This window comes from Pedosphaera parvula Ellin514 (assembly GCF_000172555.1).
Taxonomy (GTDB): domain Bacteria; phylum Verrucomicrobiota; class Verrucomicrobiia; order Limisphaerales; family Pedosphaeraceae; genus Pedosphaera.
In genome coordinates this window covers 28,547-54,129 of sequence record NZ_ABOX02000051.1, presented here as the reverse complement: position 1 = coordinate 54,129, position 25,583 = coordinate 28,547, and the positions used below count along the sequence as shown (strand labels likewise).

Here is a 25,583-nt window from a genome sequence, read left to right as displayed (position 1 = left end):
TTGCAGGTGGATGCGGAGTTTGCGCAGTCGGTGATGGCGCAGCATCCGGAGTGTCCGGTGCAGGAGGCGGGGATTAAGATTCTGGGGACGCAGTTGTTCGGGATGTTGTCGCGGTTTGATCTGGCAAGGTTGCGCGCGGAGTTGGAGGAGGGTGACCCGAAGACGTACATGGAGTTGTTGAAGGCGTTTGTATTGGTGAATCGGCGGTCGCTGGAGTTGGAGAAGTTCAAGGCGAAGGTGGAGAAGCAGCGGGAGACGTTGGAGCAGGAGTTGAGTCGGGGCGAGGGTGGGATTCGGCCGGAGACGTTGCGGAGGATTGAGAAGGAACTCAGGTTGCTTTGAACCACGAAAGACGGAAAGCGAAGTAGCCACGAAAAGGCACAAAAAGCGCAAAAAAATTCGGAATAGGAGAACCGCAGATGAACACACATGGACGCGGATGTTGGAATGCCCAATTACAAATGACCAAAGGTCCAAGGAATGGCCAATGAGTGGAAATGTGTCGGCGGTAGAGGTGATGAAGGGTAAGCCGGACCTTCAGGCCTTGGGGCTTCTTTTGGAAAAGTAACCAGCCCGTTGGGCTTCGCTAAGATAAGGTTTGCCCTTTGGGCCTCGGAACGTTTTCAGCATGACAAACCAAACCACGAAATACTCGAAAGGAAAATTATGAAGCTTAGGGAGGATTATTTTTTGGGTTATCAGAAGCGGTGGATTGAGGATGGGGCGCGGCTCAAGATCATGGAGAAGTCGCGGCAGATCGGGTTGACGCATGCGGCGGCGTTTTCGGCGGTGAGGCGGGTGATTGAAAAGGGGGCGCGGCTGGATATCTGGGTGTCGTCGCGGGATGAACCGCTGGCGCGGTTGTTCCTGGAGGATTGCAAGGCTTGGGCGCAGCTTCTGGATGTGGTGGCGCATGACCTCGGGGAGATCATTTTTGACCGGGAGAAGAAGTTCTCGGCGTATGTTTTGGAGTTTGCGACGAAGCTGAGAATTTATTCGTTGAGCTCCAATCCGAATGCGCTGGCGGGTAAGCGGGGTCACGTGATCCTGGATGAGTTTGCGCTGCATGGGGACCAGCGGATGTTGTACCGGATTGCGAAGCCGGTGACGACATGGGGCGGGCAGTTGGAAATCATTTCGACGCATCGGGGAGTGGGGACGGTGTTTAATGGGATTATTCATGATATTCATCATCGGGGCAATCCGATGGGGTGGTCGCATCACAAGGTGACGCTGCAGGAGGCGATCGAGCAGGGAGTGGTGGAGCGGATTAATGGGAAGACGGGTGAGGCGGAGTCGCGGGAAGGATATCTTGCGCGGGTGAGGGCGGAGTGCCTGGATGAGGAGCAGTGGTTGCAGGAGTATTGCTGTGTGCCGGCGGATGAATCGAGCGTGTTTATTGGCTATGACCTGATTGACGCGTGTGAGGATGATTGCCTGAAGGATTTTGAGTATTTGAGGAAGTGCGAGAATCCGCTGTATCTCGGGTTCGATGTGGGGCGCAAGCGTGATCTTTCGGTGATCGATGTGGGTGAGAAGGTGGGCGATGTGATGTGGGACCGGATGCGGATTGAATTGGCGGGGAAGACTTTCTCGGAACAGGAAGCTGAGCTGTATCGGCTATTGGAGTTGCCGAAGTTGAAGCGGGCGTGCATTGATGCGACGGGGCTGGGGATGCAACTGGCGGAGCGGGCGAAGTATCGGTTTGGGTGGAAGGTGGAGGCGGTGACGTTCACAGGACATGTGAAGGAGGAACTGGCGTATAATCTGCGGATGGCGTTTGAGGATCGTCGGGTGAGGATTACGCGGGACCCGCTGTTGCGGGCGGATTTGCGGGGGATCAAGAAGGAGGTGACGACGAGCGGGAATATCCGGTTTATCGGGGAGAGTGCGGATAGTCATTGCGACCGGTTTTGGGCCAAGGCGTTGCGGCAGGAGGCGGCGAAGCCGAGGCGCGGAGTCAGTGCGTCGGTGTTAATGGAGTCGGGAGAGATAGTTCATTATGGGGACAGGTGATGGGAAATTACGAATTCCGAATTTCGAATGAAATATGGACATATCAATTTGTGGATTTTCGGAAGGTCCGGGGACGTGTCGATGGTCGGCGATGTTCGGGTTCTCGGAAGCCATCGGAAGGTATCGGAAGGTATCGGAAGGTTAGGGAAATTTCGAATGTCGAATGAAAGCTGGGAGTTACAACTTACCAGGTGTGTTCGAATGGTCTATCAACGGGTGAAAAACTGCATCAGAGCAGATAATGAGGAAGTTCATTTTTGCTTTCAAAAGCAGGGGGGCAGGGTAGCCTACTGGAGTTGTTTGGGGATGGGGCCGAGTCGGTGGGCGGGGTGAGTCGTTTGTACTGAGAACGCCATTTTGCAAAATGAAAAAAATCGAAATTTCGGCCCCGTTGCGGATCTCTGGATTTTACCTCATGCTCGGGTTGGGTTGGATATTTTTCTCGAACAGATTGCTCAATTTGTTGGTGCGTGATCCGGAGCTTTTGGAGAAATTGGAAATTGCCAAAGGTTGGGCTTTCATGGCCGTTACGGCAGGGTTTCTCTATTTTTTGATTCAACGTGAATTGGCACGGAGGCAGGGGTTTCAAGCTGTTTTGCAGGAGAGTCAACGAACCCTGGCCAGTTTAATGTCCAGTTTGCCAGGCATGGCCTACCGGTGCATGAATGACCAGGATTGGACGTTGATCTTCGTGAGTCAGGGTTGCGTGGAACTCACGGGATATGAGCCTGACGATTTGCTGGGTAACAAGGCTGCCGCTTATGGAGCCCTGATCCACGAGGAAGATCGGGAGCATGTGTGGCTGGGGGTTCAGAAAGCAGTTCAGGAGAAAAGGGAGTTTCGGTTGACCTACCGGATTCGCACGGCAAAAGGTGTCGAGAAATGGGTATGGGAACAGGGGCAGGGCGTTTTTTCATCCGAGGGAGAGATGCTCTTCCTGGAGGGGTTGATCATTGACGTGACTGAGCGTCAGCAGGCGCAGCAGGCTTTGAAGTTGAGCAACGAACGTCTGGGATTGATCGCCCGAGTCACGGGTGCGGTGGTGGGAGCTACTCCGTTGGCGGTGCAGGCGGAGGAATTGGCCGACCAGGTGCGCAAGGCGTTTGCGGTGGATGGATGTGTGATCCGTGTTTTGGAAGAAGAGCATATGGTTTTGCTCGCCAGTGCGGGAATTCCAAAAGAGAAACTGCCACAGCAAATAGCCCTCGGATTGGGTATTTCGGGCGAGATTGTCAACCAGAAGCGTCCGGCGGCAATCGAAGATGTCCATACCAATCCAGTCACTGCCCAGCTCTTCGAGTCCGAGCCGAACGCCTATAGGTTCAAATCATTTGCCGGCGCTCCGTTGCTGGTAGAGGAAAAAGTTGTTGGCATACTGGGGATTTATTCCGAGAAGGAAGTGCGCCGGTTTACGAGCGCCGACGTGGAACATCTCCAAATCGTGGCCAACCATATTGCATTGGCAGTGACGAACGATCGTCTTTACAAGGCGGTGCGTACGCAAAACACTCAACTGGCCGAGCAAATCAAGGAACGGGAAAAAGCCGAGCAGTTGGTGCGCGAGCATGCCGCTTTGCTGGACAAGGCGCGAGATGCCATTCTGGTGTGTGATTGGGAGAATAAGGTGGTTTTTTGGAATGAAAGCGCCACCAGATTATATGGCTGGACGACGTCGGAAGTGATCGGTCAATCGGTGAAAGAGCTATTGTTGCGCGATGTGGCGAAGTTCGAGACAGCAAAATCGGCTGCATTGGAAAATGGCGAATGGGCAGGCGAACTTTCGCAGATAACCAAGGAAGGACGTGAAATTCTTGTTGAAAGCAGGTGGACACTGGTCCGTGATAATTCGGGGGCGCCGCGGACAGTATTTGTGATCAACACGGACATCACGGAACGCAAGAAACTGGAAGTGCAGTTTCTCCGGGCGCAACGAATGGAAAGCATTGGCACTCTGGCGGGCGGCATTGCGCATGATCTGAACAATGTGTTGGCGCCGATTTTAATGTCGATTGCGCTGTTGAAGAAAATGCATCCGGAGCCGGAGACGACCGAGGTGTTGGAGACGCTTGAGGGCAGCGCAAACCGCGGAGCGGACATGATCAAGCAGGTATTATCCTATGCCCGCGGTGTGCAAGGGGATCGCATCACCATTTCAGTGGCCAGGTTGCTGGAAGAAATGGAAAAGATCATGGGTGAAACTTTTCCGAAGTCGATTCGCATTCAAAAACGGATGGAACCCAGTGTTGCCTGTCTCGTGGGGGATCCCACCCAATTGCACCAGATACTTTTGAACTTGTGCGTTAATGCGCGTGATGCGATGCCCGATGGTGGTACACTGGTATTGTCCGCGGAGAGCGTCTTATTGGATGATAAGTATAAGGCTGTGAGTCCCCATGCGAAACCGGGATCTTATGTCGCATTAAGAGTGACGGATACTGGCACCGGGATTGCACCGGAAGTGAAGGCGCGCATTTTCGAGCCTTTCTTTACCACGAAGGAGATTGGCAAAGGCAGCGGCTTGGGGCTTTCGACGATGTTGGCCATCGTCAAAAGCCACGGTGGATTTGTTGATGTCAGCAGTGAATTAGAAAAGGGAAGCACGTTCACGGTTTACCTGCCCTCGCAGACGAGCCTGGATTCCGTGTCAGCTGCAGACACGCAGGAAACCGCGAACTTTGTCAAAGGCAATGGCGAGTTGGTGATGTTGGTCGAAGATGAGGCAGCGGTGCGAAAGGCCACGCAGAAGGCCCTGCAATCGTTCGGCTATCAGGTAATTACTGCAAATGACGGAGCCGAAGCCCTGGCCATCTACCGGCAGCGGCAATCGGAAATTGCCGTCGTTCTCACCGATATGATGATGCCGATTATGGATGGCATGGTCATGATCGAGCGGTTAAGAAAAATGCATCCTGAAGTAAAAATTGTCGCCGCAAGCGGGAACTTCTCCAAAAATTGGGAAGCTACAGGTGTAAAGGCCGTCCTCGCAAAGCCCTATAAGGCGGAGACTCTTTTACGCACTTTGCGCCAGGTCCTCGGCAATAAATGATTCAGCATTCGGCCGCCAAATTGTTTCCTGCCCGAATGCATCCCGCATTCAACCTGTCTAGGTAGTCCGAGCCGTCGTTTTCTCTGACACAACGCGACAGGCGCCAGCTATCAGAGCCAGGTGTTCCAAAAACTCCTCACGTTTTGCTTCGGGCAACACCGCCAGAATTTCTTTCTGCAAGCTCACTGCGATCTCCCGTGCCTCCTCATACTTTTGCTTGCCGACCGGCTTGAGTTGGATTTGGTAGGCGCGACGATCTGTTTCGTGGGGATGGCGTTCCACCAGGCCAAGTGCTTCCATGCGCTCTAAAAGTGACGCGATAGTATTTGGATCGCTGCTCATCAGGTCCGTAAGTTCGCGCTGGGTTAATCCCTTGGGATTTCCTTCCTGCAAGGTCCGCATGACCGTGAACTGATCGGGGGTAATTTCCAGATGGGCTATTCTTCGTCGAAAAGTTTGATTCAGGCCATACCAGCAACGACGTAATAAAAGCGGCAGGCGACGTCTTTCCGGGGCATCGATGGGTAGCGCAACAGTGGCTTGGATTTCCTGCGGCTTGCTTTTGACACTTCCGTCGTTAGACATATTATTACGTATGAGTAGTATTTTTGTTGATTTACTTCCTGCTATGTAGAATAATGCAGCAACTCTTGGAAGTAAATTAGGCTTGGCCGCCCAACTGCCCATGTGGGATGTGTGTGGCCCGGATGCTTCTAAATTCGGCTATGAAACTGACGACTCGAATTGCGGTTGGCGTTTTCGGACTTTTTCTCACGGGCTCCTCATTCACCTCGACTACTGTGGCCGCTCCCGCAAAGGGATGGCTGAATTGGCGTGGTCCTCAACAGAACGGAACTTCCCTTGAAAAAGGTCTTCCCGACACCATAGACCCGCAACACCCACTCTGGGTTGCTGATCTCCCCGGCCAATCCACCTCCGTCATCGCCAACGGCAAGGTGTACATCATGGGCTATCTGGGGGAGGGTGCCGATCTGCAGGAAGGGGTTGTCTGCTTCGATGCTGAAACTGGCAAAAAGCTTTGGCAGCAACTCTTCAGCGACTTTCTGAGCGACACCATTTACCTGCGTTACGCCACGTCCAGTCCAACCGTGGATGAGGAAACCGGCAATGTTTACATGCAAGGCACTCAGGGCATTCTTGCGGCATTCACCGCCGACGGTAAATTGCTCTGGAAGCACTCGCTCATGGAGGAATTTGGCCGCCTGACCTTCCCCAATAGCCGTACTGCCTCACCCGTGATCGATAAGGATTTGGTCATCACCCGGGGCATCACCGCCAACTGGGGAGCGCAAGGTCCCGCTGCCGACCGCTTCTATGCCTTCGACAAGAAGACCGGTGAACTCATCTGGTCTTCCAGTCCCGGTGATCGTCCCAAGGACAATTCGTATTCCAATCCTTCCATGGGATTTCTCGATGGCAAACGGGTGTTTTATTCAGCCACCGGCGACGGCGGTGTGGTTTGCGCCAACGCACGAACGGGCGAGCCGATCTGGCGCATTCCGATGACCAAGGCTGGGATCAATGCCGCCGTGTTGGTGCACAACAATGACAAGGTGATTTGTATTTACGGAACACCCTATGAGCCCGGCCAGCTCGTCGCTCTGAAAATTCCCCATGTCACTCCGACGAATGCGGCGGCAGCACCCGTAGTTGTGGAACGTTCCACGGCGCAATTGTGGGCCGATGATATCTCCACCTCCACCAGTTCGCCTATCCTGGTTGGCGACCGTGTGTATGTGGTCAGTGAAAAGGGCGATCTCTGTTGTGTTGATGCCAATAACGGCAACATCCTCTGGAAGAAAAAGATTGGCATTGAAGAGCGCAACTCCTGTCCTTTGTATGCGGACGGCAAGCTGTATGTCCCCATGTTGGATGATCCTGCGATCAAAACTGAAGGCTCAGGCGAGGCAGGAACCAAGGGCGTTCTCTATGTCATTAGACCTACGGACAAGGATGGCGAAATTCTCGCCCATGCTTCGCTGGATGGTCGTTGCTTCGGTACACCCACAGCTTACAATGGCAAGATCTACATGCAGACCACGCGCCACTTGTATTGCTTTGGCAAGAAGGGCAAAAATCCAGGTCTGCCACCTGAACAGGTGGCTGAGCAATGGCCGGCGCCCGGCAAGGCTGCTCAGTTGCAGGTAATCCCTTCGGAAGTCTTGATGCGTCCCGGCCAGACGGAATCGTTCCGCGTTCGCTCGCTCGATGCCAATGGGTTTACGGTGGAAAATATCAAGGATGCCAAGTCTGTAAAGTGGGCTTCCTTCATTCCCGCCACAGCGAAGGTGAAGTCCAGCATGAAAGCCTCTTTCGACGAGAAGAATCAATTGGTTGCGGCCAATGATCCCGTGCCTTCCGCGGGGGCTTTCGAAGCCAGCGTGGGTGGCTTGAAAGGTTATATGCGCGGTCGCGTCCTGCCCTATCTCCCGATCAAGCAGGATTTTGAGTGGGCTTCGCTCATGGAAACCAACGCCGCCGAAAATGTGACGTTCGCCTATCCACCACTCCCCTGGATCGGTGCACGCTTCAAATTTGAGATTCGGGACATGGAAGGCAGCAAAGTGCTTGCGAAAACGATTGATAATCCGTTCTTCCAGCGCGCCACAGTTTTCATTGGTGATCCCAACACCAAAAACTACACCATCGAGGCCGATGTCATGAGCGATGGGAATAAACGTAACATGTCCGAAGTGGGCCTGGTCAACCAGCGTTATTACATTGTGATGAAAGGTAATTCCAAGGAACTCGAGGTGAATTCAACCCAGGAATTGTTCCGTAAAGCGGTGCCTTTCGATTGGTCTCCCAAGGTGTGGTATCATTTGAAGACCCGGGTGGACGTGGCATCTGACGGTTCGGGCGTGATCCGCGCGAAGGCCTGGAAAAAAGGCGAGGCTGAACCGGATAAATGGCTCATTGAAGTTCCGCATAAACATGCCAATGAAAGCGGTTCACCCGGATTGTTCGCTTTTGCCCCCCAGAAGCGTGTGTTCATCGATAATATTACGGTGACCTCAAATAAATAGATTTAAAGAATCAAACAGAGCAGGTTAAATAGAGTTATCCAGCCCTGACAAAAGAACATGAAAACAGTGAATCACAAGTTTCTTTCCACCACCTTGCTGACCGGTGTTGTTGGTGTCAGCCTGTTGCTGCCCAGCGCCTTTGCTGCTGATTGGCCGCGCTGGGGCGGATCTGATCCTGCCCGCAATTTCTACTCGCCTGAAACCGGCCTCCCCGATCATTTCGATCCCGGCAAATTGAAGTCCGGGACCGACGATGTGGACATGAAGACCACCAAGAACGTCAAGTGGGTGGCGAAACTGGGATCGCAAAGTTACGGCAACGTGGTGGTTGCCAATGGCAAGGTGTTGATCGGCACCAATAATGAAAACCCGCGCGACCCTCAACATCAAGGCGACCGCAGCATCCTCCTCTGTTTCGACGAAAAAACCGGCGACTTTCTCTGGCAACTGGTGGTCCCCAAGCTGGCTTCCGGCAAGGTGAACGACTGGGAAAATCTCGGCCTGCTCTCTTCTCCTTGTGTGGAAGGGGATCGCGTCTACGTGGTGACAAGTCGTTGTGAAGTCCTCTGTCTGAATCTGAACGGCCAGGCCAATGGCAATCAAGGTCCTTTCACCGACGAGGCGCAATACGTAGTTGGACCCGGCAAACCTAAAGCCAAGATCGGGCCTAAGGATGCCGATATCATCTGGCGTTACGACATGATGGATGAACTGGGTGTCTTCCCGCACAACGCCTCTAATTGTTCAATCCTGGTTCTGGGGGACATGATTTATGTCTGCACCTCCAACGGTCAGGACTGGACGCACTCGAACATTCCTTCACCCAATTCTCCGAGCTTCATCGCCCTGAACAAAAAGACGGGTGAATTGATGGGCGAAGATGATGCTCACATTGGGCCGCATATTTTTCACGGTCAATGGAGCTCTCCTTCAGCTGGAGTTGTGAATGGCAAGCAACTGGTTTTCTTTGGCGGTGGCGACGGCTTCTGCTATGCCTTCGATGCCAAGCCGGTGAAGGAAGGCGATACGAGTTATCTTAAGAAAGCCTGGTGGTACGACTGCAATCCTCCGGAACACAAGGCTGACAAAGATGGCAAGCCTTACAAATATCCAGCCGCCGATGGCCCCAGCGAAGTAAACGCAACTCCTGTGCTTTACAAAAACCGCATTTACGTTGCCGTTGGACAAGATCCGGAACATGGCGAAGGAGTTGGTAACCTGACCTGCATCGATGCAACTAAAACGGGCGACATCACCAAGACCGGCAAAATTTGGTCGTACGACAAAATTCATCGCAGTCTTTCAACCGTTTCGATTGATCCGAAAACGGGCCTGTTGTTTGTGGGCGATTTCTCGGGTTTCATCCATTGCCTCGATGCTGAGACCGGCAAGCTTTATTGGACGCATGACATGAAAGCGCATATGTGGGGTTCCACAATGGTGGCCGATGGCAAGCTCTACGCCGGTGATGAAGATGGCGATTTCATCGTGATGGCTGCCTCCAAGGAAAAGAAGATCATCAGTGAAACGAACCTGGGCGCTCCGGTTTACTCCACTCCAGTGGTGGCCAATGGTTCCATTTACGTGGCTTCCAACACGCACCTCTATTCATTCCATGATGAATCGAAAGCGGACGCGTTGAAGGATCAACCTGCCAAGGTGGACATCCAGAAGTAGTGCCTTCAATCTCCGGCGCCACATGACTTCTGAATCCCCATCCCGCTTCACGATAACCCAGTGGCTTGTAATCATTATTGCGAGCATTGGGTTTCTGTTCGACACCTATGAGTTGCTGATGACCCCGCTCGTGGGGGTGCCAGCAATCGCCGAATTGCTTCAGGTGCCGGCGAACAATCCGCTGGTTACGAAGTGGATGGGCAATATTCTTTGGCTGAGTGCACTGTGCGGTGGTGTGTTCGGACTTTTGGGCGGATGGCTCATCGATCGCTTCGGCCGCAAGCGAATCATGGTGGCCAGCATTCTTGTCTATTCACTCTCACCCTTTGCAGCGGCCTTTAGCACGAGTCTGGGGATGTTTGTGTTCTTTCGCTGCCTGACCTTCATCGGTGTCTGCGTGGAGTTTGTGGCTGCGATTACCTGGCTGGCCGAACTCTTTCCGCAAAAGCGGCGGAAGGAAATCGTCCTTGGCAGCACACAGGCTTTTGCATCGTTAGGCGGTCTGCTCGTAACCGGGATCAATGCCTGGATCATCACTCGTGCCAATACGTTGCCGACATTGCCATTGCCCGACATTTTTAATGGCCACGCCGCCTGGCGCTACGCGCTCATGACCGGCATACTGCCAGCGATTCCAATCATGGTCCTGCTTCCCTTCGTTCCTGAGTCGCAGACCTGGCGCGAGAAAAAGCAGGCTGGCACTCTCAAACGGCCCAGCTTCGGCGCTTTGTTCGCACCTGAACTGCGTCGGGTGACGCTGGTCACAGCCTTGCTTTCAGCCTGTGCCTATGCTGCGGCTTTCGGCGCGCTGCAACTCACACCATTGCGGGTTGCTCCCGGCCTGCCGGAACTTGCAGAACAACGCAAAGCTCTCAAGCCTCTTCAGGACGATGCCCGCAAGCTCAATACAGATTTGCTCGCGGCACTGCCGGCTTTCCATCAGGCCTTGAGTGATGTTCCTGGCTTGGAGGAATTGACCGTGCAGCGTGGCCGAACCCGCACTCAGATAAGGTCGGCGAAAAAGACCATTGATAACCCCGATGCTGACGAAGTTCAGAAAACAACTGCCAAAGCCCAACTCGCAACACTCGGCGCTCACATCAGCCAGCTCGACACCAACCTTACGGAACTGACTCAGTCCAAGCCCGAAGCGAAAAAGGCGGTGATCGATCGCGAAAAGATTCTGAAGCAATTGGGTGATAATCGAGACCAGCAGGAACCCTTCGATGTGGCTGTAAAAAAGCAGGGCAACGTCATGCAAGGAGCTCAAGAATCAGGTGGCCTGGTGGGAAGAATTATTCTGGCCATCTTATTGGTGACAGCCATTTCCCGGCGGAACCTGTTGCGACTATTTTTAATTCCCGGCCTAATCATGCTCCCGCTTACTTATTGGATGTTCTACAAACATTCCGCTGTCGAGATGCAGTGGGGAATTTTCGTTTGCGGTCTCTTGATTGTCGCGCAGTTCAGTTACTTTGGTGAGTATCTGCCCAGAGTGTTTCCGTTGCATTTGCGTGGGACAGGGGGCAGCTTCGCCACCAATGTGGGTGGCCGCATGCTTGGCACTTCGGCAGCATTATTGACCACAAATATTATTGCTCCGATGGCGGGCGCCAAATCCACTTTCGATCAGGTTGCCATTGCGGCCGGCATCGTGGGGACGGCAGTCTTCGCCATCGCGCTGGTGCTTACTTTTTTGTTGCCCGAACCCAAAGCTGAGCCGGTGGAAACAACGGTAGAATCCAAATCCACGGTCGCCAGCCGTTAAACTCAAGCAATTTCCGCTATGACCCAACTCACTCCCGAGCAAGCCAGGACCCAACTCGATGCGCACCTGGGCGAAATCATTGAATGGCACTTCAACCCCGAAACCGGATGTTCCTTCTGGCTCGATTGGGCGAAGAAAAATTTCGATCCTCGCAAGGAAATAAATACTTTTGCGGACATGGTTAAATTCCCGCATTTCCAGGATGAATGGCTGCGCGATCTGCAGAATGAGGTTTGGGTGCCCAAAAAATATCAAGGCCGTCCCTTCAACGTCTTCGAAACTGGCGGCACCACCGGAATGCCCAAGCAACGCATCGGCTGGGATGATTACAAGGTGGATTACAGAGAGTTTTCCGAAAAGCTGCCTGATGAGCATTTCCCAAAGGGGAAAAATTGGTTGATGGTTGGGCCAACCGGCCCGCGCCGTCTGCGCCTGGCCGTCGAGCATTTGGCCAACGTGCGTGGCAGTTCCTGCTATTTTGTCGATCTAGATCCACGCTGGGTGAAAAAGGTGATCTCGAACAAGCAGTTTGAGCAAGCCCGCGCTTACATGGATCATGTGGTGGATCAGGCGGTTACCATTTTGAAGCACCGCAAAATCAGCGCCCTTTTCACGACTCCAAAACTGCTCGAAGCTTTGGGAGAGAAGATTAATTTGTGGGACGCTGGCATCCGCGGTGTGTTCTGTGGCGGCACCACCATGGCTCCGCAATACGTCCGTTTTATTGTGGAGGAAGTCCTGGAAGGCCGGATCGGCTTCTATCCAACTTATGGCAACACCTTGATGGGATTGGCCGCCAGCGTGCCTTTGCGTCCGGAAGATAATTTTTCAATCACCTATTATGCTCCGCAGCCCAGGGCGGTCCTGCGAATTGTTGATCCCAGCGACACAACTAAAGTAAAGAATTATGGAGAGTGGGGTAGGGTGGAGCTGACCACATTGACCAGGGAATTTTTCATGCCACGTTTTCTCGAACGCGATGAAGCGATTCGTCGCGAACCACGCGCCCCTTACGCTTGGGATGGCGTGGCGGAAGTGCGGCCCTTCGGCGCGATGGAAAAGAATATAGTCGAAGGCGTTTACTAATCTGACACCATGTATTTGCAGGACGCAACAGGCATGCTTATATGAGTGACCTTCCGCACATCCCGGCTCTACGACGAGGCAAGGCCTACGAGAGTCTCGACAAGGTAAACATCACGGATCATCGGACCGGTGCCCCACTGGTTTCGATCAGCCAGGTGAATGCCGGTATCATTCGCAAGGATTTGCAACGGATTGGGGAATCACGTGCGGCCCTAAAAAAGTTTACCACCGAACAGCTCATTGAAATCAGCGCGAAGGCTGGTGAGTTATTCCTGAACGGCACGTTGCCGCTGGGTGATAAAGGGCATACCCAATCGGCCCGGCAATATCTGGAAACCTTGTCCGCCACCAGCGGATTGCCGCATGCAATGGTGCGGCGGAACATGGCCAAAATTCATCATGCGCTCACGAACATGCGCACAATTTTGAATGGCCTCACGCGCGGGCTCGATCTTTCGATTCTGGACAAGGGTTATGGCCAACAGTTCGGCACTCCCATCAGTTATTATCCGACGACCCAGGCACTGGGCCTGGTCATGCCGAGTAATTCTCCAGCCGTGAATTCACTTTGGCTGCCGGCCATTGCGTTGAAGATGCCGGTCATAATCAAGCCGGGGCGTGAAGAACCCTGGACGCCTTTGCGGCTGATTTATGCTTTTATGGCTGCCGGCTGTCCGGCCGAAGCTTTTGGTTTTTATCCAACTGACCATGAAGGCGCTGCCGAAATTCTGAAATCCTGCGGTCGTGCCTTGATCTTTGGTGACAAAGCCACCACCGATCGCTACGCGAACAATCCGGCGATTCAAATTCATGGGCCGGGATACAGCAAGGTTTTGATCGGAGAGGATCAGATTGAACACTGGCCCGAATTCATTGATTTGATTGCTGGTTCCATTTCCGATAATGGCGGGCGTAGTTGTATTAATGCCTCGGCGGTGGTGGTGCCCAAGTATGCGGCTGAAATCGCGAATGCCCTGGCGAAGAAGTTGGGGCCGATTGCTCCGTTGTCTGCCGCGGATGAGAACGCGCGTTTGTCCGGCTTCGCCAATCCAAAAATGGCGGAGTACATCGATGGCGCGATTGAGCAGGACTTGAAAACTGCCGGAGCTGCCGACGTTACGGCCAGTTACCGAAATGGCCCGCGAAAAGTTACTTTTGAAGGCGGGATTTATTTAAGGCCGACCATTGTGCTATGCAATTCCTTTGCGCACCCGCTCGCAAATCGTGAGTTTCTATGTCCCTACGCCAGCGTGGTTGAGGTGCCGCAAGCCGAGATGTTAAATCGGATTGGTCCATCACTGGTCGTAACTGCCATTACGAAAGATCAGGCTTTTATTGATCAATTGTTGGAATCATCGCATATCGAACGACTGAACCTTGGACCGATTTCCACCATGAAGATTTCATGGGAGCAACCCCACGAAGGGAACATGTTCGAATTTCTTTATAAGCGCCGGTCAATCGAACGCTCGAAGGATATTTGATTGAACAGAAATGAACAGGGTGCCGTCAGATTGGAGAACTGTAGTGGGCCGAATAAAAGTTGCGTAAACCATGTCATCAGCCGCACATAGCCAGAAAGAGACGGTGCAAAACACCCATCCTTCGGTCCAAGTCACCGCTGATCTCGAGCCCGGTTCCATTTCCTTCGATCATCAACCTCGTACGCGGCTAATATTTGGTGCGAACAGCGTGGAGCGTCTGGGTGAACTGGCGCGCGGCCTTGGTGCCCGAAAGTCACTGCTGGTAACTGACTCGGGTATTGTGGCGGCCGGACATGCCGAACGGGTGCAGCGCATCCTGGAGGCTTCAGGAATCTCAGTCGTTCTCTACGGAAAAGCGCGTGAGAATCCAAACACTCAGGATGTGGATGAATGCGTGGCCGTGGCCAGAGAGGCCGGGATCGACAGCATAATTGGTTTGGGTGGGGGCAGTAGCATGGATACGGCCAAGGGCTGCAACTTTCTTCTCACCAACGGCGGGCGCATACAGGATTATTGGGGCATGGGGAAGGCGGCCAAACCAATGCTGCCTTTGATCGCGATTCCCACGACCGCCGGAACTGGCAGCGAGTGCCAATCTTTCGCGCTCATCGCGGATGAGAAGACCCATCAAAAAATGGCCTGTGGCGATCCTAAAGCAGCAGCGCGTATTGCCATTCTTGATCCGGTCCTGACCTTATCGCAGCCTGCGCGGGTGGCGGCTTGCACCGGGATTGATACCATTGCTCATGCGGTCGAAACCGCAGTGACGAAAAAGAGAAACGCGCTTTCGCTGATGTATTCTCACGAAGCTTTCAAGCTGACCGTTAATAGCTTTCCTACCGTGATGCGGGAGCCAAAAAATCTGGAGGCGCGCGGGAGAATGTTGCTGGGTGCGGCTCTGGCGGGTACTGCCATTGAAAACAGCATGCTGGGTGCAATTCATGCCGCAGCCAATCCGCTCACAGCTCATTTTGGTGTGGTCCATGGTCAGGCGGTGGGAATCATGCTGCCGCTAGTGGTGCGATTCAACGGGCAGGATGCAATTGCCAGAAAGGGATATGCGGAACTGGCCTCAGCGCCGGAGATCGCCTGTGCGAGCGATGGACATCACGAAGCCTTGGAAGCGCTTATTGCCCGTCTGGAAGGTCTCCTGAACTTGGCACAAATTCCCCGGTCTCTTGCTGATTGTGGAGTGGACCGTTCAAAGATAAAAATAATGGCGGCCGAAGCCGCCAATCAGTGGACTGCCACCTTTAATCCCCGCGCCGTATCGGAAAAGGATTTTGTGGAACTTTACGAGGCCGCTTTCCGGCCTCGCGGAGATGGGAAGCTTTCCTAAGCGCCTTGCGGCAGGTTATTTATCAATAACCTGGATTCTGTAAACGTCGGAAAGAGTGCTGTTGGTTCCCGGCTTGCCAAATCCAGTGTAGTCGTAATCGATCCTAAAGCGGTAATAGACGACTTTGTTCCCCGGAGGAATGGGCACGAGAGTCTCATACCGGTTCTTCATCAGGGGTGTCTGTTTCATTGGGAAGAAATCGGTTCCGATCACCACCGACGGGCGGACACTGTCCCAACGCAGAGTTTGTTGGCGTGAATTAAAGGCAACCTCCACCGGATAAAGGTTATTGGCGTTGCGAAGCTGATCCTGTGGGGTCAAATTAGTGAAGGACGCCGGAGTGGTGGTGCAGCCTGCGATGAGGAGTGGCAGTAATAAAAATGGCCAAAGTTTCTTAATGCTAAGCATATGCGGAGAGGGTGGCATAAGCGGCTGGGGGTTGTAAAGTTGGATTTAGGGACAAAGTTGCGCAAAAAAGGCTGCTTTTGCGTTTGACCAGCCTTGGGGCGCGCGGTTAGGGTGACCGCTCCTATATAACAAAAAAGATATGTTCGGTACTATTAGACGTCATCAAGCCTGGCTTTGGATTGTAATTGCTGCGCTCACAATTATCAGCTTTGTCATTTTCGGACCTACCAATTCGAGGATAGGCTCAGGATTGCTGGGCAACAGCAGCCAGTTCGGCACCATCAACGGCAAACCCATCACACAAGAACAATTTATCAATGCGAGCAGGGAAGTACAGTTGGGTTATTTCATCAGCAACGGACGCTGGCCGAGTTCGGACCCGAACGCCAGTCGCATGGGCTATAATGAGGACCGCCAGACCTACCAACGCTTGTTCGTCATCGCCAAGCAGGAGGAATTTGGAATTCATCCCAGTTCCCAGGCCGTCGCCGAAATGGCCAGGGAAATGTTAGGGAAAATATCTTTGGATCAATTTATTGATCAGGGCTTGAAGCCGAACAATTTTGACGCCAATGACTTTCAAAGGTTTTTGCAGCATGAATTGGGCATTCAACAGCTGCTTTCAGTTGCCGGCCTGAGTGGAAAGCTGGTCACTCCTCAGGAAGCCAAGGATTTATATATAAAAGAGCATCAGGAGATTTCGGCCTTATTGGTTAATTTTTCTCTTTCCAATTACGTGGCTGGTGTCACCGTAAAGCCTGCGGACGTGCAGGAATTTTATAATCGTCATGCCAGTTCTTACACTTTGCCTGAGCGTGTGCAGGTCAATTATGTGGAGTTCAATCTCTCGAATTATTTGAGCCAGGCTCAGTCCAGAATGACCAACATCGATCAGGATGTGGAGTCTGTTTACAAGCAATATGGCACCAATGCCTATCGTGAAGCCAAGACCCCTGAGGAAGCCAAATCCAAGATCAAAGAAGAAATGATTCGCGAAACTGCCTTGATGGATGCACGTCGTGCCGCAGGCGCATTTGCAGAGGAACTGGATAAACTTCCTCAGAAAAATGCCGCTGCCTTTGCTGACTTGGCCAAAGCAAAGGGCCTGAAGGTATCCGTTACTGCTCCGTTCAGCCGGGGCGAAGGACCCCAGGGAATGGATGTTCCTGAATCTTTCACACAGAATGCATTTGGTTTGACTGAGCAAGAGCCTTTTGCTGGTCCAATCGTAGCTCCTCACTCCGCAGCCTACGTTATCGCTTTTAAACAGCGGTTTCCAAGTGAAGTTCCTCCATTCAAGAGCATCGAAGAAAAGGTGAGCAATGACTACCGCTACTACCAAGCCTTTCTGCAGGCGCAAGCTTCTGGATTGGCTTTTGCCACCAACACCGTTCCTAATGGCCTAGCGCAAAATAAGAGCTTCTCGGCAATTGCAGCAGAAGCCAAAGTTAAGCCGATACATCTTCCGCCCTTTTCATTGAGCACTCGCAGTCTGCCTTCTGAACTTGAAGAGAAAGGGATTGATTTTACCACTTTGAAGAAGGTCGCCTTCAGTACCCCAGTTGGCAAGGTCAGCCAGTTCATCCCGTCTCATCAGGGTGGATACGTCGTTTATGTCGAAAAATCTCTGCCCCTCGATCAGAGCAGGATGGATAAGGAACTGCCTGAGTTTTTGGCGATGGTGCGCCAGGCTCGTCAGGGGGATGCGTTCAATCAATGGTTCGTGAAACAGTTGGACCGTGATCCTGCCTTCAGAGACCGTCTTACCAAAACCATGCAGGAGAGCCAGATGGGCGCTGGAACGCGACGCGCTCCCAGATCATAAAAGTCTGACATTGGGATTTTAGAACTGGTCGCTTACATTAATTGAACAATGGCAAGCGAGTCGATTAAACTATCCTCTCCCGAAACGCGGGAGTTCTGGGAAATTTCCGTCCTTTACGAGGACGAGCATCTGTTGGCTGTGGATAAGCCCAGCAAACTGCTCACCTCTCCGGATCGTTACGATCCCAAGCGGCCCAACCTGATGAAACTGTTGCACGCTGGAATTGAGCGTGGCACTCCCTGGGCCAAAAGCCGCGGTTTAACCTATTTGATGAATGCCCATCGGCTCGATTTTGAGACCAGTGGAGTCATCCTGTTGGCTAAAGACAAACCGATGCTGGTCGCGGTCGCGAATTTGTTTGGTTCCGAAAAGCCGGTCAAAACTTACTCGGCTCTCGTGCAACGTTCACCGGAGGAGAAAAGTTTCGAGGTGGATGCAAAGCTGGCGCCGCATCCGGTAAAACTGGGATTGATTCGGGTTGATGAGAAAAACGGGAAGAGGTCCCGCACCCAGTTTGAACTGGTGGAAAAGTTCGCCGGCTATTCACTGCTCAAATGCCGTCCTTTGAGCGGGCGGCAGCATCAGATTCGAGTGCACCTTCAATATGCCGGTCTGCCGATTGTGGGTGACAGCTTGTACGGAGGTCAGCCGTTGATGCTTTCAAGTTTGAAGCGGGATTATCGGCTTAAGCCCAACAAAACCGAGCGGCCCTTGTTGGACCGTGTGTCGTTGCACGCGGAGGAATTGAGCCTGGTGCATCCGCTCACCAATGCAGAAATCAAGATCGTGGCGCCCTGGCCGAAAGACCTTAAGGTGGCAGTCAAATACCTGCGGCTGTATGCAGCCGCGGCGTTTTAATCAGGAAACAGCCCAGTCCAGAATCGCTTTTTGCACATGCAGACGATTTTCGGCCTGATCGAAAATTGTCTGTGCGTGCGCTTCGAAGGTGGCTTCGTCAATTTCCTTGCCGCGATAAGCTGGCAGACAATGCATTACCAACGCATCCGGTTTGGCCAGTTTCACAGAGGCTGCATTGATCTGATAGCCCGCCATCTTTTTGATGCGCTCGGCAGCTTGAGCCTCCTGGCCCATTGAGATCCACACGTCGGTGTAAAGCATGTCAGCGCCGTGAGCCGCGGCTTTCACATCGTCAGTCACCACAATCTTGCCACCAGCGCGGGAAAGAATTTCAGGTGCAGGCTGGTATTCCCTGGGCGCAGCGATACGAAATTCGAAGCCGAGCTTGGCGGCGGCGAAAATCCACGAATAAGCCATGTTGTTGGAGCCATCGCCGATCCAGGTGACCACCTTGCCCTGAATCGGGCCACGTTTCTCCTGAAACGTAAATATGTCCGTTAAAATCTGGCAGGGGTGTTCATCATCGGTTAGCGCGTTAATGGTGGGAATCCTGGAGTAGTGAGCGAAGTCTTCCACGTCCTTCTGGGCGAAGGTGCGAATGATGGCCCCATGCACCATGCGCCCGAGCACGCGCGCGGTATCCTTGATCGGTTCACCGCGGCCCAATTGAATATCATTTGCGTTCAGAAACATCACCTGTCCACCCAATTCACGAACGCCCACTTCAAAAGAGACACGGGTGCGCGTGGAAGACTTGGTGAAGATCATCGCCCAGGTTTGGCCACCCAGCGGCTGTTTCTTGTGATGCCCACGTTCCTTTTTAATGGGGCCGGAGGCAGCCAGAATTTGATCCATGTCGGCCTTGGCCAACGACTCGATGCTTAACAGATGTTTCATGACGCTAATTTTGCCACTACCGATTCGATGATCTTCAGGCCTTCCGCTGCCTCATCCTTGTGCAAGTTCAAAGCCGGGAGGAAGCGGAGAATATGTGTGCCGGCGGGAATTGCTATGAGACCGGCTTCGTGAAGCAGGTTGGTGAAACGCACCGCAGGAGTTTTTCCTTCGCCGGAGAAAGCGGGGATACTTGGGGCTAGTTCCATGCCGACCATGAGCCCGAGGCCACGGACAGTTTTGATGACGGACGGATACTTCTGAGCCAGCGCCTGCAGGCCGCCTTTGAAATAGGCTCCGACCTCGCGTGCGTTGTCGGCCAGCTTTTCCTTCTGGATGACCTCAAGGATTTTCAATGCGACCGCACAGGCCAGGGGCGAGCCGCCATAGGTGGTGCCATGCGTGCCCGCGCTGAGCAGGTCAGCATACGGCTGACGAACCCAGAAGGCACCAATCGGAAAACCGCCGCCCAATGATTTGGCCATGGAGATGGCGTCCGGCATAAATTTATCTCCGCGCGGAACTCCTTCCAAAATGCGTTGATAACTTTGAAAGCGGCCACTGCGGAAATGGCCACATTGCACGCTGTCCATCATGAGCAACAACTTCTTTTCGTCACAAAGTTGACGTAAACCAAGGAGGTATTCCGGCGTAGCCGGGGTCACACCACCTTCACCCTGAATGCCTTCAACCAGGATGGCGACTGTCGCCGGAGAAATGGCATCTCGCATCGCCTGCAAATCGTTGTAGGGAACGTGGCGGAAACCAGGGACCATTGGTTCAAAACCTTTTTTAACCTTGTCCTGGCCTGTGGCAGAAATTCCGGCGAGTGTCCGTCCGTGGAAAGAATTGTAAGTGGTGATGATCTCAAAACGTCCTTCATCATGGCCGAACTTGCGGGCCAGTTTAAACAGACCCTCGTTCGCCTCCACACCGCTGTTGGTAAAGAAGCATTTGCCCGGGCCGATGAGATTTACCAATTCCTGAGCCAGGCGACCTTGCGGAGCATGGAAATAAAGATTCGAAACATGGACGAGTTTACGCGATTGTTCGATCAAGGCTTCAGTTATGGCTGAAGGGGCATGCCCCAGTGAACAAACCGCGATGCCGCCGCCGAGATCGAGGTAGCGCTTGCCGGTGACATCCCAGAGCTGACTGCCGGAGCCATGGCTCAGGACGATATCAAAACGCCCGTAGGATGGGATGACGTTTTTGTTAAAAAGAGACTGAATCTCCGCCATTTCATTGTGAACAATGGACGGGGGCTGGGGAACGATTTCTTTCATAACACTACTTCTGTGCCGATACCGGAATTTGTAAATACTTCGAGTAGCATGGAATGCTGAACCCGTCCATCAATGAACGAGACTTTATCAACACCTGATTTAATGGCGGCAACCGCGCTGTCCACCTTGGGAATCATCCCCTTATCCACAATTCCGGCTTTCTTCAAATCAGCAACTTCGCCAGTACGTAGATGAGAAATGAGAGTGGATTCATCCTTGGGATTGCGCATCAAGCCGGGAACATCGCTCATGAAGACCAGGCGTTTCGCTTTCAAAGCAATCGCGGTCTGGGCAGCGGCGACGTCGGCATTGCAATTGTAGACGTGTCCATCTTCACCAAGGGCGGTGGGACTGATGACGGGAGTAATTCCTTGTGAAATACACTCAAGCAAGGGCGCGGTATTCACGGCGATCACTTCACCGACGAAACCAATATCGATTTGTTCTCCCGCAGGCCCGGTCAGCCACAGCTTGCGACAGGTGAAGATTTCCGTGCCAGCGAAACCTTTGGCAAAACCGCCCAAGGATTTGATGGTGGCAACGACTTCGGGATTAATTTGGTTTGAGAGAACCTGGTCGACAACCTTCACTGTGGCTTCGTCCGTGACGCGCTGGCCCTGGATGAAATTTGCCTTCGTTCCAGAGACTTCCATGGCGCGAGTGATGGCTTTGCCGCCGCCGTGAACCACCACCGGATTAATGCCGGCGGCTTCGAGAAAAACGACATCGCGTGCCACACCACTACGGACTTCCGGATCGGTAGAATCCATGAAACTGCCGCCGTATTTGACGACGAATGTTTGATTGCGAAAACGTTGCAGGTAAGGCAACGCTTCGAGCAGCACGTCGGCTTTCGAGATAAGTTCTTTCATCGTTTAACCTCCGAGAGAAGAGGGGTCGGAAACGTCGCCTTTGTTGAAATCCACGTATTCCTCGGTGAGGTCGCTGGCATACATGACGGCACTGCCCTTGCCGAGGTTGAGCTGGATGTGCAGATCAAATTCCTTTTGCGCGACCATCTTGCAAAGAGCCTTGAAGGATGTCTTCGTGGGCTGCCCCTTTTTAAGCGCAAACAGAAGTTGTTTGCCTGCCGGCGCACTGTAGGCCACATCAATCTTTTCTTCGAGAATGTTTGCTGCTGAATACCCGAGCGCGCCCAAAATGCGGCCCCAGTTGGGATCGCCGCCAAACCAGCTGGTTTTCACAAGAGAGCTGTTCGCCACCGCGCGAGCGGCGGCGTCGGCATCGGCGAACGTTTTGGCTCCGCTGACTTTTACAGTGACAAACCGTGTGACACCTTCGCCATCGCGCACAATCATTTTGGCGAGTTCAAGGCAGACGTGGTTCAAAGCCGCCTGGAAGGCTGCCAGATCACTGCGACGACCTGCGGTGATACTTGCATTCCCCGCCATGCCGTTGGCAAGCACAATGACGGTGTCATTGGTGCTCATGTCGCCATCGACCGTGATGCGGTTGAAGCTGTTGGCCACTGCTTCATTCAACGCGAGTTTCAGCGCCTTGGATTCAATGGCAGCATCGGTTGTGATGAAGCAAAGCATCGTGGCATGCAAACCTTGATATTTGCCGCCGGGAACAGCTGCAGGGCGGGCTCCAGTAGGGCTCATGCCAGGTTGGATCATCCCTGCACCTTTGCAGATGCCACCAATGCGAACGGTTTTGCCGCCCAGCTTGAATTCCACAGCGACCTGCTTGGGACGCGTGTCGCTGGTCATGATGGCTTCGGCAGCGTGATCAGCATTTTCCTTGAAGGTATTGAGCAAAGCGGCTGCATCCCGGATGCCGCGCTTCACATTTGCCATCGGGAGAGTAACTCCGATACGGCCAGTGGAGGCAACGAGCACGTCCTCGGCCGAAATACGAAACAGTTTCGCCACCACGTCAGTCATTTCGCGCGCGTCACGAATGCCTTGTGCAGCGGTGCAGGCATTGGCATTGCCGGAATTGACCACAATGGCCTGGGCCGTTCCCTTGCTGGCGCGGGGCATGCTGACCTTGACCGGCGCGGCGCATACCTGGCTGGTCGTGAACATGCCGGCGACGACGGCAGGCACCTCGGAGAGAATGAGAGCGAGGTCGCGTTTTTTGCCTTTGTTGGAACCTTTGCCGGTGCCGAGGCGTTTGATGTCGCAAAACACTCCGGCGGCTAAAAAACCTTGAGGAGCAATAACGGAACCAGGGATTTCCTTCATCTTCATTTCCAATTAAATGTCAGAGGCAACTTTTTCGAGATTTAAATCAGACACAAACTTCATTTCCAAGTATTCGAGATGCGAGGGGCGGTGGTGAAAGTGGGACCTGGCATACAGAGGTTCCTCGTAACGTTCCTGGAAGCCCAGTGAGCTGAACAGTTCAGTGAAAACCGGCGAGCTGGAGTACACAAAGAAAATTCCATGGTCGTCGAAGGCGAAATACTCCTTGTTTTCCTGGTTGCGAATCCAGAGCTGATTCATGCCGTCGGCAAAAACATAAGCTTCATTTTTATGAACCACGTCCACGAGCTTTGAACGGTTTACCACTGCGCGAAACTTCTGCCACATTGGGTCCTTGTCTTCCAGTGAAAACATGATTTTAAGCATAACCTCCACATCAAAGGAGAAGTGCTCGAGCAATTTGTAGAAGGCGCTTTTCACCTGTTCCGGGTTGCCAGACCAGGCAATCAATCGCGTGCGGGCCTCCGAGGTTTGGATAAAGTAAAAAGGTTCGGCGCCATATTCCTTCGCCCAGGCCTTGACTGAATTTTCAGGAAAATGGTGCATCACTCAAAGCAGTCCCGCAGTTTCAGGAAAACCGCACATGATATTCATGCTTTGCACGGCCTGGCCGCTGGCGCCTTTTACGATATTATCCTCGGCGCTCATGACGATGAGTCTGCCGGTGCGATGATCGAGGCGCCAGGCGATTTCAATGACGTTGGTGCCGGTGACATTCTTGGTATCGGGCAGGGCCTTGCCTTCGAGGATGCGCACGAAGGGTTCATTGGCATACGCAGCCTGGTAGCAGGCGGTGATTTGCCTGTTTAGCTCCTCCGCTTCTGCAACTGTCGAGAAATGCTTCTCCGGCGCGAGATACAAAGTGGTTAGGATGCCGCGATTGATCGGGATGAGGTGAGGGGTGAATTGGATGACCACCGGAGTCGACGCCGCGACGCTCAGTTCCTGCTCAATCTCGGATAGATGCCGGTGCTTGGGAATGCCATAAGGCCGGACGCTTTCGTTGCATTCCACAAAAAGATAATCCACTTCCGCCTTGCGACCAGCGCCACTGACTCCACTCATCGAATCGGCGATAATGCCGGTATGTTTGATAATCCCGGCGCGAAGAAGCGGTAGGGTGGGCAACAAAACACTCGTCGGATAACATCCTGGAGAGGCAATAAGTGTCGCCTTCTTTATTGCGGAGCGATAAACCTCGGGCAAACCATAAACCGAAGTTGCCAGTAACTCAGGCGCCGGATGATCGTGGGCGTAGAATTCCTTGTAAATTTCAGCACTTTTCAGCCGAAAATCTGCGCTGAGATCAATCACCTGGCAGCCCAGTTGGAGCAGAGGAACTGCATACTCAGCAGAAACGCCGTGGGGCAGGGCGAGGAAAATGAGTTGCGCCTGTTTGGCCAGTAACTCGGAATTCGGTTCAGTAAAGCGAAGTTGTTTGGATTGTGGCAGGTGGCCGAATTTTGGAAACACCTGGGCGAGAGTTTGTCCAGCGTATTGGCGCGAGGTAACTGCAGTCAGTTCGACGTGCGGATGTGACAACAACAACCGCACCAACTCCTCACCGGAATAACCGGAGGCACCGACAATTCCAACCTTCACCTTCTTATCCATCTGATACTTTTAGTGGAAACTCATGACTTCAGGGAAACAAAAAATTCCGAGTTCAAGAGTCGCATACGTGCTACAAAACGAAAAACCCCGCAAGGTTGAACCTGCGGGGCGCGTGAAATCGAACAGGATCAACGTTTGCTGTATTGGAAACGCTTGCGCGCGCCGGGTTGACCGTATTTTTTGCGTTCCTTCTCACGGGAATCGCGGGTCAACAACCCTTCAGCCTTGAGAGTGGGGCGAAAAGCTACATCCACTTCGAGCAGCGCACGAGCGATGCCGTGGCGGACTGCGCCAGCCTGACCGGTTGGGCCGCCGCCCTGAACGTTGACGCGAACATCGTATTTACCAGTTGTCGCGGTAACCGTCAGAGGCTGCGTGACCACCATGCGGAGGGTATCCGTGGGGAAATAGGTTTCAAAGGCCCGGCCATTGACCTGGATTTTGCCGGTGCCAGAAGCGAGACGGACCCGTGCAACAGAAGTCTTGCGACGGCCCGTACCGAGGAATTCATTGGAGTCTGCCATATACTTTCAGCGATTCAGTTCAAAATTATTTCGCAGGAACCAGTTCAGCAGGCTGCTGAGCGCTATGAGGATGCTTGTCACCCTTATAGACTTTCAGCTTGGTCAGCAACTGGCGGCCAAGGCGATTCTTGGGAACCATGCCTTTGACGGCGTGGTGAATCAGCTCTTCCGAATTCTTGGCGCGAACTTGCGCGACGGAACGATACTTTTCTCCACCTTTCCAGCCGGAGTAAGTCATGAAGAACTTGTCCGTTTCTTTTTTGCCGGTCACAGCGACTTTATCGGCGTTAATAACCACCACAAAATCACCAGCATCAAGGTGCGAGGTGAAAATAGGCTTGTTTTTACCGCGCAAGGTATCGGCGATCTGAACGGCCAAACGGCCCAGAATGGCTCCGTTGGCATCGATCACATGCCATTTACGCTGGTCCACATTTACTTTCGGCAAATACGTTTTCATCTAAATCCTGTTAAAAGGAG

The 25,583-nt window shown here is 53.1% G+C and carries 21 protein-coding genes; 11 read left to right on the top strand and 10 right to left on the bottom strand.

What is annotated here, in order from left to right; translation table 11 throughout:
- The 3 genes from CFLAV_RS35775 to CFLAV_RS26415 all read left to right on the top strand — a co-directional run.
- Nucleotides 1-342 (top strand): hypothetical protein (locus tag CFLAV_RS35775; protein WP_160164664.1); only part of this gene is annotated, 342 nt, incomplete at its 5' end.
- A gap of 324 nt (nucleotides 343-666) precedes the next feature.
- The gene (locus tag CFLAV_RS26425) at nucleotides 667-2,016 is read left to right on the top strand and encodes a phage terminase large subunit family protein (RefSeq protein WP_007417948.1); all 1,350 of its coding nucleotides are present in this window, start codon (nucleotides 667-669) and stop codon (nucleotides 2,014-2,016) included.
- Nucleotides 2,017-2,380: 364 nt separating this feature from the next.
- On the top strand, nucleotides 2,381-5,062 hold the full coding sequence (locus CFLAV_RS26415; RefSeq protein WP_007417946.1) for a PAS domain S-box protein: 2,682 nt from the start codon (nucleotides 2,381-2,383) through the stop codon (nucleotides 5,060-5,062).
- A 57-nt stretch (nucleotides 5,063-5,119) separates the two neighbouring features.
- On the opposite strand, the gene CFLAV_RS26410 is transcribed toward CFLAV_RS26415, so the two are convergent.
- Nucleotides 5,120-5,647 (bottom strand): MarR family winged helix-turn-helix transcriptional regulator, encoded by a 528-nt coding sequence (locus tag CFLAV_RS26410; protein ID WP_007417945.1) that lies wholly within the window; start codon nucleotides 5,645-5,647, stop codon nucleotides 5,120-5,122.
- A 140-nt stretch (nucleotides 5,648-5,787) separates the two neighbouring features.
- On the opposite strand from CFLAV_RS26410, the gene CFLAV_RS26405 reads away from it, so the two are divergent.
- From CFLAV_RS26405 to CFLAV_RS26380, 6 genes are all read left to right on the top strand, one after another.
- Entirely contained in the window at nucleotides 5,788-8,109 is a 2,322-nt protein-coding gene (locus CFLAV_RS26405) for an outer membrane protein assembly factor BamB family protein (protein ID WP_040550291.1), read from the top strand.
- Between the two features lie 57 nt (nucleotides 8,110-8,166).
- Nucleotides 8,167-9,786 (top strand): outer membrane protein assembly factor BamB family protein, encoded by a 1,620-nt coding sequence (locus tag CFLAV_RS26400; RefSeq protein WP_007417943.1) that lies wholly within the window; start codon nucleotides 8,167-8,169, stop codon nucleotides 9,784-9,786.
- Between the two features lie 22 nt (nucleotides 9,787-9,808).
- Nucleotides 9,809-11,554 (top strand): MFS transporter, encoded by a 1,746-nt coding sequence (locus CFLAV_RS33225; RefSeq protein ID WP_007417942.1) that lies wholly within the window; start codon nucleotides 9,809-9,811, stop codon nucleotides 11,552-11,554.
- A gap of 18 nt (nucleotides 11,555-11,572) precedes the next feature.
- A complete protein-coding gene (locus CFLAV_RS26390) occupies nucleotides 11,573-12,640 on the top strand; it encodes a hypothetical protein (protein ID WP_007417941.1) in 1,068 nt (355 codons plus the stop codon).
- A gap of 41 nt (nucleotides 12,641-12,681) precedes the next feature.
- Nucleotides 12,682-14,124: an aldehyde dehydrogenase family protein gene (locus CFLAV_RS26385; protein WP_007417940.1), complete on the top strand. Its 1,443-nt coding sequence runs from the start codon at nucleotides 12,682-12,684 to the stop codon at nucleotides 14,122-14,124.
- Nucleotides 14,125-14,194: 70 nt separating this feature from the next.
- Complete coding sequence (locus tag CFLAV_RS26380) at nucleotides 14,195-15,463, top strand: iron-containing alcohol dehydrogenase (protein WP_007417939.1); 1,269 nt, start codon at nucleotides 14,195-14,197, stop codon at nucleotides 15,461-15,463.
- 15 nt (nucleotides 15,464-15,478) lie between these two features.
- On the opposite strand, the gene CFLAV_RS26375 is transcribed toward CFLAV_RS26380, so the two are convergent.
- Nucleotides 15,479-15,871, bottom strand: coding sequence for a hypothetical protein (locus tag CFLAV_RS26375; protein ID WP_007417938.1), 393 nt, complete (start codon nucleotides 15,869-15,871; stop codon nucleotides 15,479-15,481).
- Nucleotides 15,872-16,010: 139 nt separating this feature from the next.
- Here CFLAV_RS26375 and CFLAV_RS26370 point away from each other — a divergent pair, with 139 nt between their 5' ends.
- Together CFLAV_RS26370 and CFLAV_RS26365 are read left to right on the top strand one after the other, a co-directional pair.
- Nucleotides 16,011-17,696 (top strand): SurA N-terminal domain-containing protein, encoded by a 1,686-nt coding sequence (locus CFLAV_RS26370; RefSeq protein ID WP_007417937.1) that lies wholly within the window; start codon nucleotides 16,011-16,013, stop codon nucleotides 17,694-17,696.
- Between the two features lie 48 nt (nucleotides 17,697-17,744).
- Complete coding sequence (locus CFLAV_RS26365; RefSeq protein WP_007417936.1) at nucleotides 17,745-18,554, top strand: RluA family pseudouridine synthase; 810 nt, start codon at nucleotides 17,745-17,747, stop codon at nucleotides 18,552-18,554.
- Here the strand turns inward: CFLAV_RS26365 and argF are convergent, their stop codons facing one another.
- The 8 genes from argF to rplM form a co-directional block, all read right to left on the bottom strand.
- Entirely contained in the window at nucleotides 18,555-19,451 is an 897-nt protein-coding gene (gene argF, locus CFLAV_RS26360) for an ornithine carbamoyltransferase (protein WP_007417935.1), read from the bottom strand.
- Nucleotides 19,448-20,734 (bottom strand): aspartate aminotransferase family protein, encoded by a 1,287-nt coding sequence (locus CFLAV_RS26355; protein WP_007417934.1) that lies wholly within the window; start codon nucleotides 20,732-20,734, stop codon nucleotides 19,448-19,450. Before CFLAV_RS26355 ends, argF begins: the two co-directional genes overlap by 4 nt.
- Nucleotides 20,731-21,606 carry an acetylglutamate kinase gene (gene argB / locus CFLAV_RS26350; protein ID WP_007417933.1) on the bottom strand — a complete coding sequence of 292 codons (876 nt, stop codon included), beginning with the start codon at nucleotides 21,604-21,606 and terminating at the stop codon, nucleotides 20,731-20,733. The genes CFLAV_RS26355 and argB overlap by 4 nt, the downstream gene beginning before the upstream one ends.
- A gap of 3 nt (nucleotides 21,607-21,609) precedes the next feature.
- A complete protein-coding gene (gene argJ, locus CFLAV_RS26345) occupies nucleotides 21,610-22,950 on the bottom strand; it encodes a bifunctional glutamate N-acetyltransferase/amino-acid acetyltransferase ArgJ (RefSeq protein ID WP_007417932.1) in 1,341 nt (446 codons plus the stop codon).
- A 6-nt stretch (nucleotides 22,951-22,956) separates the two neighbouring features.
- A complete protein-coding gene (locus CFLAV_RS26340; RefSeq protein WP_007417931.1) occupies nucleotides 22,957-23,511 on the bottom strand; it encodes a hypothetical protein in 555 nt (184 codons plus the stop codon).
- Nucleotides 23,512-23,514: 3 nt separating this feature from the next.
- The gene (argC, locus tag CFLAV_RS26335) at nucleotides 23,515-24,579 is read right to left on the bottom strand and encodes an N-acetyl-gamma-glutamyl-phosphate reductase (RefSeq protein WP_007417930.1); all 1,065 of its coding nucleotides are present in this window, start codon (nucleotides 24,577-24,579) and stop codon (nucleotides 23,515-23,517) included.
- A 128-nt stretch (nucleotides 24,580-24,707) separates the two neighbouring features.
- Complete coding sequence (gene rpsI / locus CFLAV_RS26330) at nucleotides 24,708-25,103, bottom strand: 30S ribosomal protein S9 (RefSeq protein ID WP_007417929.1); 396 nt, start codon at nucleotides 25,101-25,103, stop codon at nucleotides 24,708-24,710.
- A gap of 25 nt (nucleotides 25,104-25,128) precedes the next feature.
- Nucleotides 25,129-25,563 carry a 50S ribosomal protein L13 gene (rplM, locus tag CFLAV_RS26325; protein WP_007417928.1) on the bottom strand — a complete coding sequence of 145 codons (435 nt, stop codon included), beginning with the start codon at nucleotides 25,561-25,563 and terminating at the stop codon, nucleotides 25,129-25,131.
- Nucleotides 25,564-25,583 lie beyond the last annotated feature (20 nt).